We start from the raw sequence: 13,319 nt of genomic DNA on the forward strand, positions 1-13,319 counted from the left end.
GCGCCCGTCCCGCCTGGGCGCCTCCTCAGGCGGGACGGATGCGGATCAGCTCGTGCCGCTCGGTGCCCGGCCGGGTGGGCCGGGACCACAGCCGGGAGCCTCCGTAGCCGAGCCGGAAACGCAGGCCGTAGGCGCGCCGCAGGGCGGCGAGGGCCTGCGGCCACTCGGCGCGGTCGACGAAACCCGCCGTCGCCTCGACCGCCGGGCCGCGCACCCGGCCGCGGATGTCGCACGGGGCGACGGTGACCCGGCTGGTGTGCCGCAGCCGTCTGACCTTGCCGGAGTCGGCGCGGGTCCAGACGACGAGGCTCTCGCCGTCGGGGGCGGCCCAGACCGGCGTGGCCACCGGCTGCCCGGTGCGACGGAACGTGGTCAGGCTGACGTGGGTGCTCCGCGGCAGCCCGGCCACGGTCAGACGGCCGGGGCGAGGGCGAGGACGCGTCGCACGGCGTCCTCCACCGCGTCGACCACCTCGGCCACGGGCACGTCCCGGCCGAGCTCAGCGCTCAGCGAGGTCACCCCGGCGTCGACGATGCCGCAGGGCACGATCGCGCCGAACGCCGCCAGGTCGGGGTCGCAGTTGAGCGCGAAGCCGTGCATGGTGACCCCGCGCGCGACCCGGACGCCGATCGCGGCGATCTTGCGCTCGGGGCGGAACCGGCTGTCGGGGCCGGGCGCGTCGGCGGCCACCCACACGCCGCTGCGGCCCTCGACCCGCTGGGTCTGCACGCCCACGCCGGCGCAGACCGCGATGAGCGCGTCCTCCAGCCGGCGGACGTGCGCGACGACGTCGACCGGGTCGGGCAGCGCGACGATCGGGTAGCCGACCAGCTGGCCGGGCCCGTGCCAGGTGATCTTGCCGCCGCGGTCGACGTCGATGACGGGCGTGCCGTCGAGCGGCCGCTCGTGCGGCTCGGTGCGCCGGCCGGCGGTGTAGACCGAGGGGTGCTCGAGCAGGAGCAGGGTGTCGGGGCCCTCCCCGGCCACGCGTGCGGCGTGGATCTCGCGCTGCCGCTCCCACGCCTGCTCGTAGGGGACGGTGCCGGCCCGGACGACGCGCAGCTCGCTCACGGTTCCCAGCGTAGTGAGGGGACCCCGCTCGCCCCACTCCACGGGACCGGGGACGGCCGGCCGCTCAGCGCAGCCGGCGCGGCTCGACCCGGGTCTCCACCGCAGTGCCGTCGGGTCCGCGCTCGACCCGGTAGGCCGCCTTGCCCGGCCGGTCGGCGACAGCCTCGACCATGGCGGTGCCGCGGTACACCAGGCCGACGCCGTCGTCGGTGGCGTGCCCGGCGGGGAGGGTGCCGTCGGCGACCAGCCGCTGGTAGAGCGGACGGCGCTGCTCCTCGGAGTCGTGGTGCACGCCGTTGGAGGTCGGGATGAGCCCCAGGCCGTTGGTGACCGGCCGCAGGTCGGGCCCGTAGGAGTCGGTGGTGCCTCCCACGTGCCAGCACAGCGACCCCGCCGACACCCCGCCGAGCACGACGCCGGCCCGCCAGCACTCGGCCAGCACCTCGTCGAGCCCGTGCACCCGCCAGACCGCCAGCAGGTTGGCCACGCTGCCGCCGCCGACCCAGATGACGTCCTGCGCCAGCAGGTGCGCCCGCACGTCGGGCACGGTCGGCATCGGGAACAGGCTGAGGTGGCTGACCCGCACCGCACTGCCGGCGAAGGCCCCGTAGACCCCGGCCACCCGGACCGGGTCGTCGCCGGTCGCGGTGCCGAGGTAGCACAGCCGGGGCTGCTCGGGCGCCTCGGCCAGCTCCAGGGCCAGGTCGAACACCGGCCCGGGCACCCAGTCGTAGGGGCCGCGGCCGCGGGAGTCGAAGCCGATGCTCGTGGCGAGGATCGTCGGCGTGGTCGCGGGCATCAGGCGGCTCCTGCCGGGGTGCCCGACCGCAGCGACCTCAGCACGGCCGCGGCGGTGCGCCGGCCGCTGGCCATGGCACCCTGGATCGACGGGGTGTCGCGGTGGTCACCGCAGACGAACAGGCCCCCGCCGAGGTCGACCGGGCGGCGCAGCTGCAGCGGTGGCAGCGCGGCCGGCTGGGCGCCGGTCACCGTGACGGTGGTCAGGTGCTCGAGGTCGGCGACCGCGACGCCGTGCAGCCGCGCCACCTCCTCCCGGACGTCGACCTCGCGGGTCGGGGCGAGGGAGTTGCTGGCCACCAGCGCCCGGCCGTCCGGGCCGTAGGCGGGCTGGGCGTCGGTGAGCACCACGCTGTTGACCAGGTGCCCGCCGGGGGTGCCGAGGACGATGAGCGGATCGGGCCACGGGCTGGCCGGCAGCACGTGGTAGTGGGTGGTCACCTGCCGGGGCGCGCTCGCCTGCACGGCGGGCACCAGCTCGGCCGCGGTGGCCGGGTCGGTCGCCACGACCACGGCGTCGGCCTGCACCCGTCCGGCGTCGGTGGTGACCGACGACCCCGACACAGCGCCGACCCGGACGCCGTGGTGCAGCCGCTCCGCGCCCACCCGCCCGGCCAGCTGCTCGCCGATGGCCTGGATGCCGCGGGCCGGCAGGCCCGTGGCGCCGCGGACGAAGCTGCGCCACAGCAGGTCGAGGTAGCGGCTGGAGGTCTCCAGCCGGTCCTCGAGCAGCACGCCGGCGAGGAAGGGGCCGAAGAACCGCGACCGGGCCGCGGGCCCGACCCCGGCCCGCGCCAGGCGCTCGTCGGCGCTGGTCTCGGGCGCGGCCAGCAGCCGCGACACCGGCGCGTAGCCCGCCCGCGCCGAGAACGCGGCGACGGCCGCCTTGCGGGGCAGCGGGCCCAGCGGCGAGCGCAGCGTGTCCAGTGCCGCGGTGGGGTGGCGGCGCGGGTCGACCACCCGGTGGGCGCGCCCGCCGTCCCACACGACCGCGCCCGGGGTGAACCAGCCGAGGTCGAGGGCCGGCAGGTCGAGGTCGGCCGCCCGGGGGTAGCCGGTGTTGAAGACCTGGAAGCCCCGGTCGACGACGAAGCCGTCGACGCGCTCGGTGGCCAGCCGGCCGCCCGCGTGCGCGGCCGCCTCCAGGACGTGCACGTCGCGGCCGGCGTCGACCAGGCGGGTGGCCACCGACAACCCGGCGAGGCCGGCGCCGACGACGACGACCTCGGCACGGGCGGGCAGCGGCATGCCCCGAACCTAGGTGCTCACCGCCCGGGCCACCCGTCCGGGACGGGGGCTGTGGACGGCCCCGCGGCCTGTGGACGGACGGAGCGGGCCACCGGCCTGGCGTCCTACCGTCCCCGCCGTGCCTGCCTCCCCGGACCCCGCCGGCCCGCCCGACGGCGACCCGCGGCCGCCCGCCGTGCCCGGCTACCGGCTCGAGCGGCTGCTCGGCCGAGGCGGCTCGGGTGAGGTCTGGCGGGCGGTGCCCCGGGCCGGCGGCCGCCCCGTGGCCGTCAAGGTCCTCCTCGCCGGGGACGCCGAGCGGCAGGCCCGCGAGGCGGCGCTGCTCGGCGCGCTGGACCACCCGCACCTGGTCCGGCTGCACGAGGTGGTGCACCAGCCGCGCCGGGGCGGACCCGCGCGGGTCGCGCTCGTCCTCGACCTCCTCGAGGGCGGCAGCCTGGCGGACCTGCTGGCCCGGCGCGGGCGGCTGCGACCCGGGGAGGTGGTCACCGCACTCGCTCCGGTGGCCGCGGCGCTGGCCTGCGCCCACGGGGAGGGCGTCGTGCACGGTGACCTGTCCCCGGGCAACGTCGTCTTCACCGCCGAGGGCCGCCCGGTGCTGACCGACCTGGGGGTGGCCCGGGTGCTGGGGGAGCAGGCGGCCGGTGCCGTCACACCGGCCTACGTCGACCCCGCCGTCGCCCGCGGTGCGGCGCCGGGCCCGGCGTCGGACGTCTTCGGGGTCGCGGCCGCGGCCTTCCACGCCCTGACCGGGGTGGCACCGTGGAACGCGGCGACACCGGCCGACACCCTGGCCGTCGCCGCGACCGCGGAGCTGCCCGACCTCGCCGAGCTCGCGCCGGGAGCCCCGCCGGCGCTGCTGGACGTCGTCGCCCGCGGCCTGTCGCCCGACCCGCACGACCGCGGGTCGGCGGCGGCCTTCGCCCTGGACCTCCGGCACGCCTGCCGTCCCGAGCCGGTGCGGTTGCCCGCCACGGACGCGGACGACGCGAGCCCCGGACGGGTGCCGCGCACCGAGCTCACCCACGAGGTGCCCGGACGGCACCGGCGCCCGCCGCCCCGGGAGGTCCGGCCCGCCCCGCGACGGCTGCTCCGGCTGCCCCGGCCGGGCGGCCCGCTGCTGCGTCGCGCTGCGGTGGCCCTCGGCGTGACCGGGCTCGTGGCCGGCGCCGTCTGGCTGGGGACGGTGTGGACCCGGTCGGGGCCCGGGGGAGCGGACGCTCCCGCCGCTGCGGTCGCGTCGGCGACGGCGCCGTCCGGCACGTCCTCCGCCGCGCCGCCGCCGGCACCCACTCCCGCCCCGTCCACTCCCGCCCCGTCCACTCCTGACGCCGCCCCGCCACCCGCCGCTCCGGCCCCGTCGTCCTCCCCGCCCGCGGTCGAGGCCACCACGGCGGACCCGGACTGGCCGACCGTCCTCGCCGGGCTCTACGCGCGCCGGGCCGAGGCGCTGTCCAGCACCTCTCCGGCGGCGCTGGGGGAGGTCTACACAGCGGACAGCACCCTGCTGGCCGCCGACCGTGGCTACGTGGCGGCGCTCGCGGCCTCCGGCGAGGCACTGCGCGGCTTCCGGCCCGTCGTCGAGGAGGTGACCGCGACCGGTGCGCCCGGCGCGGACGGCCGGGTGGTGCTGCGGCTGGTGGACAGCTGGCCGGCCTACGACGTCGTCGCCGCGGACGATCCCGACGGTCCGCCGAGGCGGACCGAGGCCGGTCGGGGGCGGACCCCGGTCAGCATGGTGCTGGTCCGGACGCCCGGGGGCTGGCGGATCGAGTCGGCCGGGCGGCTGACGTGAGGAAGGTCAGTCGCGGGCGAGGGCGTCGCGCAGCGCCGCGGGCAGGTCGGGATGGGTGAAGCGGTAGCCGGCGGCCTGCAGCTGCGCGGGCACGGCGCGCTGCCCCGCCAGGACGCTGGAGCGGCCGAACTCGCCCAGGGCCAGCCGGATGACCGGCGCGGGCACCGGGAGGACGGCCGGCCGGTGGACGGCCCGGGCGAGGTCCCGCACGAAGTCCGCGTTGGTCACCGGGTCGGGGCCGGTCAGGTTCACCGGGCCGGACGCGTCGTCGGCGGTGAGCAGGAACCGGATCGCGCCGACCTCGTCGGCCAGGCCGATCCACGGCCAGTACTGGCGGCCCGAGCCCATGCGGCCGCCGAGCCCGGCGCGGAACACGGTGCCGAGGATCCGCACCAGCATCGCGCCGCGGCCGATGACCAGCCCGGTGCGCAGCGTGGCCACGCGCACGCCCGCGTCGGCGGCCGGACGGGTGGCGTCCTCCCACTGCACGCAGACGCGGGCGAGGAAGTCGTCACCGGCCGGGGCCCGCTCGTCGGTGACGGTGTCACCGGTGTCGCCGTAGTAGCCGACGGCGGATGCCGACAGCAGCACCCGGCGGCGACCGGGTTCCTCGGCCGCCACGGCGGCCAGCGCCTCGCTGATCGTGCGGGTGCTGTCGACCCGGCTGCCGAGGACCTCCTGGCGGTACCGCTCGGTGAACGGGCGCGGGCGGATGGGCGTCCCGGCCAGGTTGACCACCGCGTCGACGTCGCGCAGGAGCGTGGGGTCGATGGAGCGGTGCTGGGGCTCCCAGCGGTGCTCGTCGGCGGTGCGGGGGGTGCGGCGGACCAGGCGGATCACCTCGTGCCCGTCGGTCCGCAGGGCGGGGACCAGCGCGTTGCCGATGAGCCCGGACGCGCCGGTGACCGCGATCTTCATGACCCTCCTCGATCCCCCTGGCCGGGACACGGTCGGGCCCCGGCGCGCACGCCGGGGCCCGACCGGGGGGCGTCAGGCGAGACCGAGCTCGCCCTGGAACTGGCCTGCCTCCAGCCGGTCCTTGACCGTGGTGAGGAAGCGGGCGGCGTCGGCACCGTCGACGATCCGGTGGTCGTAGGTGAGGGCCAGGTAGACCATCGACCGCACCGCGATGACCTCGCCGAGGTCGGGGTCCTGCACGACCACCGGACGCTTCACCACGCTGCCGGTGCCGAGGATCGCCACCTGCGGCTGGTTGATGATCGGCGTGTCGAACAGGGCGCCGCGGCTGCCGGTGTTGGTCAGCGTGAACGTGCCGCCGCCCAGCTCGTCGGGGGTCACCTTGTTCAGCCGGGTGCGCTCGGCCAGGTCGGAGATCTTGCGGGCGAGACCACCGATGCTGAGGTCACCGGCGTCGCGGATGACCGGCACGAGCAGGCCGCGCTCGGTGTCCACCGCGACGCCGAGGTTCTCCGCGTCGTGGTAGGTGACCGTGCCGGCCTCCATGTCCACCGAGGAGTTCACGGCCGGGTGGGCCTTGAGCGCCTCGACGGCCGCCTTCGCGAAGAACGGCAGGAACGACAGCTTGACGCCCTCGCGGGCCTGGAAGTCCGCCTTGGCCCGGTCACGCAGCTTGGCGATCCGGGTGATGTCGACCTCCACCACGGTGGTCAGCTGGGCGCTGACCGCGAGCGACTCGACCATCCGCTGGGCGATGACCTTGCGCAGGCGGGACATCTTCTCCGTGCGGCCCCGCAGCGACGGGTCGGGCTGGGCGGCCGGCGACGGGGTGGCCGGCCGGCCGGCGGCCGCGGCAGGCGCCGGAGCGGCTGCCGGAGCCGGGGCCTCGGTCGGGGCGGCGGCCTGCTCGGCGGCGGCGAGCACGTCCTGCTTGCGGATCCGCCCGCCGACACCGGTGCCGGTGATCGAGTTCAGGTCGACGCCGTGCTCGGCGGCCAGGCGGCGCACCAGCGGGGTGACGTAGGTGCCCGCACCGTCGGCGGGCGCCGGGGCCGGCGCGGGAGCCGGCGCCGGGGCCTGCTCGCCGGAGGACGCCGGGCGCGGCTGGGTCGGTGGGGTCTGCTGCTGCTCGGCGACCGTCTCGGCGGCACCGGAGCCGTAGTCGGCACCGGCCGGGACCGACGGCGGGGGGCCGGGCGGCGCGGGAGCCGGGGGCTCCTGCCGCGGTGCCGGCGGCTGGGTGACGGGCGTGTCCTGCTGGGCCGGGGCAGGGGTGGGCGCGGACGGTGCGGGGGCGCTCGCCGCGGCACCGCTGCCGATGACGGCCAGCTGCGCGCCGACCTCGACGGTCTCGTCCTCGCCGACCGTGATCTCCAGCAGCGTGCCGGACGCCGGTGCGGGGATCTCGGTGTCGACCTTGTCGGTCGAGACCTCCAGCAGCGGCTCGTCGGCGCTGACCTCGTCGCCGACGGCCTTCAGCCAGCGGGTGACCGTCCCCTCGGTGACGCTCTCGCCGAGCGCCGGCATGGTCACCGGCGTCCCCTCACCGCCCCCGCCACCGCCACCGGAGCCGCCGTCGGCCGAGGCCGGTGCCGGCTGCTGCCCCTGCTCCTGCTCCTGCTGGGGCGCGGGCTGCTGCTCCTCCTGCGGAGCGGGACCGGCGTCGGCGACCTGCTGGTCGGGGGTCTGCGGGGTGTCCTGGTCGTCCGCGGACGCCGGACCGCCGCCGCCGTCCCCGTCGCCCTCGCCACCGATCACCGCGAGTTCGGCGCCGACCTCGACGGTCTCGTCCTCCGACACCAGGATCCGGCTGAGGACGCCCGCGGCGGGCGAGGGGATCTCGGTGTCGACCTTGTCGGTCGAGACCTCGAGGAGGGGCTCGTCGACCTCGACCTGTTCACCCTCCTGCTTGAGCCATCGGGTGACCGTGCCCTCGGTGACGCTCTCGCCCAGGGCGGGCATGGTGACGGAGGTCGGCATCGGGGCAGGGCTCCTTCGTGGTGGCGGTGGGGGAGACGGGGTGCTCGGTCAGCTGTGCGCGTGCAGGGGCTTGCCGGCCAGGGCCAGGTGGGCCTCGCCGATGGCCTCGCTCTGCGTCGGGTGCGGGTGGATCAGGGCGGCCACCTCGTCGGGCAGGGCCTCCCAGTTGAAGATGAGCTGCGCCTCGGCGACGAGCTCGCCGACGCGGCTGCCGACCATGTGCACGCCGACGACCGGCCCGTCCTTCTGGCGGATCAGCTTGACCGCGCCCTGGGTCTTGAGGATCTGGCTGCGCCCGTTGCCGCCGAGGTCGTAGACGAGGGTCTCGATCTCGTCGCCGTACTCCTCGCGGGCCTGCACCTCGGTGAGGCCGACGGAGGCGACCTCGGGCTCGGAGTAGGTGACCCGCGGGACGCCGGCGTAGTCGATCGGCACGACCGGCAGCCCGGCGAGGCGCTCGGCGACGAGGATGCCCTCGCCGAAGCCGACGTGGGCCAGCTGCAGGGTCGGGATGAGGTCGCCGACGGCGGAGATGGTGGGGACGTTGGTCTGGCAATACTGGTCGACGAGCACGTAGCCGCGGTCCATCGCGACGCCGGCCTCCTCGTAGCCCAGGCCCTGGCTGACCGGGCCGCGGCCGACGGCGACCAGCACGATCTCGGCCTCGAACTCCTTGCTGTTCTGCAGGCTGACCTTCACGCCGTTCTCGGTGGGCTGGACCGACGACACCAGGTTGCCGAGCTCGAAGTTGATCTTCCGGCGGCGGAACGCCCGCTCGAGCAGCTTGGAGGAGCTCTCGTCCTCCAGGGGCACGAGGTGCTTGAGGCCCTCGATGATCGTCACGTCGACGCCGAAGGACTTCCACGCGCTGGCGAACTCGCAGCCGATGACGCCGCCGCCGAGGATGATCGCCGAGGTCGGTACGCGGTCGAGGCCGAGGGCCTGCTCGCTGTCGATGACGCGGACGCCGTCGAGCTCGACCCCCGGGATGCTGCGGGAGTAGGACCCGGTGGCCAGCAGGACGTGGCGGCCCTCGTAGGTCTCCCCGTTCACGGACACGGCGGTGGGGGAGACCAGCCGGCCCTCGCCCTCGACGTAGGTGATCTTGCGGCTCTTGATCAGCCCCTGCAGGCCCTTGTAGAGCCGGGAGACGACGCCGTCCTTGTAGGCGTTGACGCCGTCCATGTCGATGCCGGCCAGCGAGGTCTTGACGCCGAACTGCTCGCCCTCGCGGGCGGAGTCGGCGACCTCGCCGCTGTGCAGCAGCGCCTTGGTGGGGATGCAGCCCCGGTGGAGGCAGGTGCCGCCGACCTTGTCCTTCTCGATCAGGACGACCGACAGCCCGAGCTCGGCCGCTCGCAGCGCGGCGGCGTAGCCACCCGAGCCACCACCGAGGATGACCAGGTCGGCGGGGGAGGTGGGTGCGCTCACGACGTGCTCCTCGTAGTCCGTGGCCTCCCTCGTTCGTCCGAACGGGGGATGGTCCGCGCCCATCCTGCCACTCCGGAGATCGTCCGGCCGAGGGCGGCGACCACGGCGGGGCGCAGGTCGCCGGGGTACGGCGCGGGCGCCCCGCCGGTGGTGCGGGTCAGCCGGTGAGCAGGTCCTCGATGGTGGCCAGGAGCGTGCGCACCGGTACGCCGGTGCCGCCCTTGGGCGTGTAGCCCCACGGGGCGCCGGTGTTGTAGCTCGGCCCGGCGATGTCGATGTGCGCCCACGGCAGTCCGGCCGGCACGAACTCGGCGAGGAAGTGCGCCCCGACGAGCATGCCGCCCATCCGGTCGGCGTTGGCGTTGACGAAGTCGGCGATCGGGGAGTCGATGCCACGGCGCAGCTCCTCGGGCAGCGGCATCGGCCACATGGGCTCGCCGCTGCGCCGGCTGGCCGCGACGACGGCGTCGCGCAGGTCGTCGCTGCCCATGACGCCCGCCGTCCGCGAGCCGAGGGCGACGAGTTGGGCGCCGGTGAGCGTCGAGGTCTCGAGCAGGACGTCGGGCGAGTCCTCGGCCGCGCGGGCGATGGCGTCGGCGAGGACCACGCGCCCCTCGGCGTCGGTGTTGGTGATCTCGGCCTTCTTGCCGTTGCGGAAGGTGACCACGTCGGCCGGGCGGTAGGCGGTGCCGCTGGGCAGGTTCTCGGCCATCGGGACGGTGGCGGTGACCTCGACCGGCAGGCCCAGCCGGGAGACGAGGCACACGGTGGCGATGACCGCGGCGGCGCCGGCCATGTCGCTGGTCATGTGGTGCATGTTCTGCGCCGGCTTGATCGACAGGCCGCCGCTGTCGAAGGTGATGCCCTTGCCGACGAGGGCGACCTTCTTGCGCGCCTTCTTGCCGCTGTAGGTCAGCCGCAGCAGCCGGGGCCCCCGCACCGAGCCGCTGCCCACGGCGAGCACGCCGCCGTAGCCGCCCGCGACGAGGTCGTCCTCGTCCAGCACCTCGACCGACAGGCCGGCGGCCTTGCCCGCCTCGGCACCGCGGGCGGCCAGCTCGGCGGGGAAGAGGTCGTTGGGCGGGGTGTTGACCAGGTCGCGCACGAGCGCGACGGCGTCGGCCACCGCGCGCACCCGCACCAGCGGCGCCTTCGCCGCGCCGGCGTCGGGGACGACGACGGTGACCTCGCGCGGCGGGGCCGGCCGGTCGGCGGGCAGGTCGGACTTGTAGGCCGTGAACTCGTAGGCACCCAGCAGCGCGCCCTCGCCGACGGCGTGCAGCCGCTCGGCGTCGGGCGCCCCGCCCACCGCGGCGAGCAGCGTGACGACGGAGCCGCGCCCGGACAGCGCCCGGCTGGCGGCGCCCGCCGCCCGGCGGACCGCCTCGGCGGAGTAGCCGCCGGTGGCCTCCGGCGCGCCGAGCCCCACGGCCGCCACCACCGGGAAGGGACCCTGGCCGAGGCTGGAGAGCCGGGTCACCTCGTCAGGGTTCCCGCGGGCGCCGAGGTCGGCGAGCGCGGACATCAGCCGGCCGCCCAGCAGCCGGTCGACGGCCTCCGCGCCCGGCGTGGGCAGCGGGCCGGACGGGCCCTTCCCGACGCCGACGACGACGGCGTCGGCGGGGGTCTTCTCGAGCGGGCGGTCGGTGGCGGTGATCGTCGGCGGCACCGCTCGATCCTAGGAGGACCTGCGTGCCCTCCTCGCCTCGCCCGCCCGGCGCAGGCTCCTGCACGGGGGCCGGTCCCGCAGGTCGCCGGATAGCGTGCGGGAGTGAGCCCGCGGACCTCGCCCCTGCACGAGCGGCACGTCGCGGCCGGCGCCAAGCTGGCCGACTTCGGCGGCTGGTCCATGCCCATCGAGTACGCCGGCGGCGGCGTGCTCGCCGAGCACGCCGCCGTGCGCGAGGGGGTGGGGCTCTTCGACGTCTCGCACCTGGGCACCGGCACCGTCCGCGGCCCGGGTGCGGCGGCCCTCGTCGACGCCAGCCTGACCAACGACCTCGGGCGGATCGGCCCCGGCCGGGCGCAGTACACGCTGTGCTGCGTCCCCGACGGGGAGGCCGACGCCGGCGGGGTGGTCGACGACCTGATCGTCTACCTGCACGGCCCCGAGGACGTGCTGCTGGTGCCCAACGCCGCCAACGCCCAGGAGGTGCTCGCCCGGCTGGCCGCCGCGGCGCCGCCGGGGGTGACCGTGACCGACCGGCACGAGGAGGTCGCCGTGCTGGCCGTCCAGGGGCCCCGGTCGGCTGCCGTCCTGGCCGCCGCCGGGCTGGTCGGCGACCTGGACCACGCGGACCTGGACTACATGGCCTTCGCCGGCGGGGAGGGCCAGGAGGTCACCGTGTGCCGGACCGGCTACACCGGCGAGCACGGCTACGAGCTGCTCGCCCCGGCCGAGCGGGCGGGCGCGCTCTGGGACCGGCTGCTCGAGGCCGGCGCCGCCGAGGGCATCCGGCCGTGCGGCCTGGGCGCCCGCGACACCCTCCGCACCGAGATGGGCTACCCGCTGCACGGCCACGAGCTCGGACGCCGGATCACCCCCAACCAGGCCCGCAGCGGCTGGGCGGTCGGCTGGCGCAAGCCGGCGTTCTGGGGCCGGGAGGCGCTGCTGGCCGAGAGGGAGGCCGGCCCGGCGAGGCTGCTGTGGGGCCTGCGCGCGCCCGGCCGGGGCATCCCGCGCCCGGGCATGGCGGTGCTCGACGGCGCGGGCGCCCGGGTCGGCGAGGTCACCAGCGGCACGTTCTCGCCCACCCTGCGCACGGGCATCGCCCTCGCGCTGCTGGACACCGCCGCCGACGTCGAGGCGGGGGCGGAGCTGGCCGTCGACGTCCGTGGACGTCCGCAGCCGGTCGAGGTCGTGAAGCCGCCCTTCGTCCCCTCGCACGTGCGCTGAACGGCGCTCAGGCCTTCTGCTTCGACTCCTTCGTCGGCTCCGGCGGGTCGGGCAGCTCGTCGGCCATCGTGGCGTTGCGCTCGCCCATCGGCACCGGGTCGCCCTCGGTGGTGTCCTCCGCCGTCTGGTGCTCGGCCTCGGAGTTGATCTCCGCGCCGAGCAGCACCAGGTAGCAGGTCAGGTAGAGCCACAGCATGAGGACGATGACGCCGGCGATGGTCCCGTACGTCTTGTCGTAGGACCCGAAGTTGTTGACGTAGAAGCTGAACCCCAGGCTCACCAGCGCCCAGATGATCGTGACGACGATGGCGCCGAGGCTGACCCACCTCAGCTGCGGGGCGTCGCGGTCGGGCGCCACCCGGTAGAGGACGGCGAGGGAGCCGGCGAAGACGCCGAGCAGCAGCACCCACCGCACGACCTGCGCGAGGACGGTCCCGACCACGCCCAGAGGGAGCGTGTCGAGCACGGCCGGCACCACGGCGACCAGCGCGAAGGTGACCAGCACGAACACGATCGCGCCGAGCGTGAGCCCCAGCGCCAGCGCCTTGCGCTTGACGAAGGAGCGGGTCTCCACCTCGTCGTAGGCGATGTTGACCGCCGAGATGACGTTGCCGGTGCCGCCCGAGGCCGACCACAGCGCACCGAGCACCGACACGAGCAGCGAGAGGGACAGCGCCCCGCCGCTGTTCTGGGTGATCGACGTCAGCTGGTCGCCGATGAGGCTCGCGGCGCTGTCGGGCAGCTGTGCCGAGAGGCTCTCCACCTGCTCGGCGACCGTCTCCGGCGAGGCGACCAGGCCGTAGATCGAGATGGTGGCGATCAGCGCGGGGAAGATGGCCAGGAAGGCGAAGAACGCGACGCCGCCGGCGATGATCGGCATGTTGTCGGCGTTGTTCTCCGCCCACGCCCGCTTGACGACCTGCTTCCAGCCGCGGGCGGGGATCTCGGTCGGCTTCTCGGCGTGGACGCCGGGCAGCTCGTGTGGCGAGGGGCCGCCGGGCGGGACACGACCCGGGTCGGGCGCGTGTCCGCCGCGGACGGTGCGCTCGGCCGCCTCGCGGGCCGCCGCCCGCCGGGCCGCCTTCTCCTCGACCCGCTCGCGGATCCGGTCGACGGCGCTCTCCCGGCGCCGGGCCGGTGACCCGCCCGCTCGTCCCTCCGGTCGTGTCCGCGTCATCCCGT

11 protein-coding genes are annotated in these 13,319 nt (G+C 76.2%); 2 read left to right on the top strand and 9 right to left on the bottom strand.

All coding sequences use genetic code 11. The features are described from left to right. Positions 1-25: 25 nt before the first annotated feature. From BMZ33_RS11310 to BMZ33_RS11325, 4 genes are all read right to left on the bottom strand, one after another. The gene (locus tag BMZ33_RS11310; protein ID WP_169064182.1) at positions 26-409 is read right to left on the bottom strand and encodes a PPOX class F420-dependent oxidoreductase; all 384 of its coding nucleotides are present in this window, start codon (positions 407-409) and stop codon (positions 26-28) included. A 2-nt stretch (positions 410-411) separates the two neighbouring features. Next, entirely contained in the window at positions 412-1,071 is a 660-nt protein-coding gene (gene lipB / locus BMZ33_RS11315) for a lipoyl(octanoyl) transferase LipB (RefSeq protein ID WP_091110186.1), read from the bottom strand. 64 nt (positions 1,072-1,135) lie between these two features. Then, positions 1,136-1,870, bottom strand: coding sequence for a Type 1 glutamine amidotransferase-like domain-containing protein (locus BMZ33_RS11320; protein WP_091110189.1), 735 nt, complete (start codon positions 1,868-1,870; stop codon positions 1,136-1,138). After that, positions 1,870-3,117, bottom strand: a complete 1,248-nt coding sequence (locus tag BMZ33_RS11325; RefSeq protein WP_091110192.1) for an NAD(P)/FAD-dependent oxidoreductase — start codon at positions 3,115-3,117, stop codon at positions 1,870-1,872. The genes BMZ33_RS11320 and BMZ33_RS11325 overlap by 1 nt, the downstream gene beginning before the upstream one ends. A gap of 118 nt (positions 3,118-3,235) precedes the next feature. On the opposite strand from BMZ33_RS11325, the gene BMZ33_RS11330 reads away from it, so the two are divergent. After that, complete coding sequence (locus BMZ33_RS11330; protein ID WP_169064183.1) at positions 3,236-4,912, top strand: serine/threonine-protein kinase; 1,677 nt, start codon at positions 3,236-3,238, stop codon at positions 4,910-4,912. Positions 4,913-4,918: 6 nt separating this feature from the next. Here the strand turns inward: BMZ33_RS11330 and BMZ33_RS11335 are convergent, their stop codons facing one another. From BMZ33_RS11335 to BMZ33_RS11350, 4 genes are all read right to left on the bottom strand, one after another. After that, positions 4,919-5,830, bottom strand: a complete 912-nt coding sequence (locus BMZ33_RS11335; protein ID WP_091110197.1) for a TIGR01777 family oxidoreductase — start codon at positions 5,828-5,830, stop codon at positions 4,919-4,921. A gap of 72 nt (positions 5,831-5,902) precedes the next feature. Further along, a complete protein-coding gene (gene sucB / locus BMZ33_RS11340) occupies positions 5,903-7,810 on the bottom strand; it encodes a 2-oxoglutarate dehydrogenase, E2 component, dihydrolipoamide succinyltransferase (RefSeq protein ID WP_091110199.1) in 1,908 nt (635 codons plus the stop codon). 48 nt (positions 7,811-7,858) lie between these two features. Continuing rightward, entirely contained in the window at positions 7,859-9,241 is a 1,383-nt protein-coding gene (gene lpdA / locus BMZ33_RS11345; RefSeq protein ID WP_169064184.1) for a dihydrolipoyl dehydrogenase, read from the bottom strand. Between the two features lie 157 nt (positions 9,242-9,398). Beyond that, a complete protein-coding gene (locus tag BMZ33_RS11350; RefSeq protein WP_091110204.1) occupies positions 9,399-10,910 on the bottom strand; it encodes a leucyl aminopeptidase in 1,512 nt (503 codons plus the stop codon). 102 nt (positions 10,911-11,012) lie between these two features. Between BMZ33_RS11350 and gcvT the strand changes: the two genes are divergently transcribed. After that, the gene (gene gcvT / locus BMZ33_RS11355) at positions 11,013-12,137 is read left to right on the top strand and encodes a glycine cleavage system aminomethyltransferase GcvT (protein ID WP_091110207.1); all 1,125 of its coding nucleotides are present in this window, start codon (positions 11,013-11,015) and stop codon (positions 12,135-12,137) included. 7 nt (positions 12,138-12,144) lie between these two features. Here gcvT and BMZ33_RS11360 read toward each other — a convergent pair whose 3' ends face one another. Continuing rightward, positions 12,145-13,314 carry a YihY/virulence factor BrkB family protein gene (locus tag BMZ33_RS11360; protein ID WP_091110209.1) on the bottom strand — a complete coding sequence of 390 codons (1,170 nt, stop codon included), beginning with the start codon at positions 13,312-13,314 and terminating at the stop codon, positions 12,145-12,147. Positions 13,315-13,319: the final 5 nt, after the last annotated feature.

The sequence above is a fragment of the Geodermatophilus dictyosporus genome, assembly GCF_900115505.1.
Lineage (GTDB): Bacteria > Actinomycetota > Actinomycetes > Mycobacteriales > Geodermatophilaceae > Geodermatophilus > Geodermatophilus dictyosporus.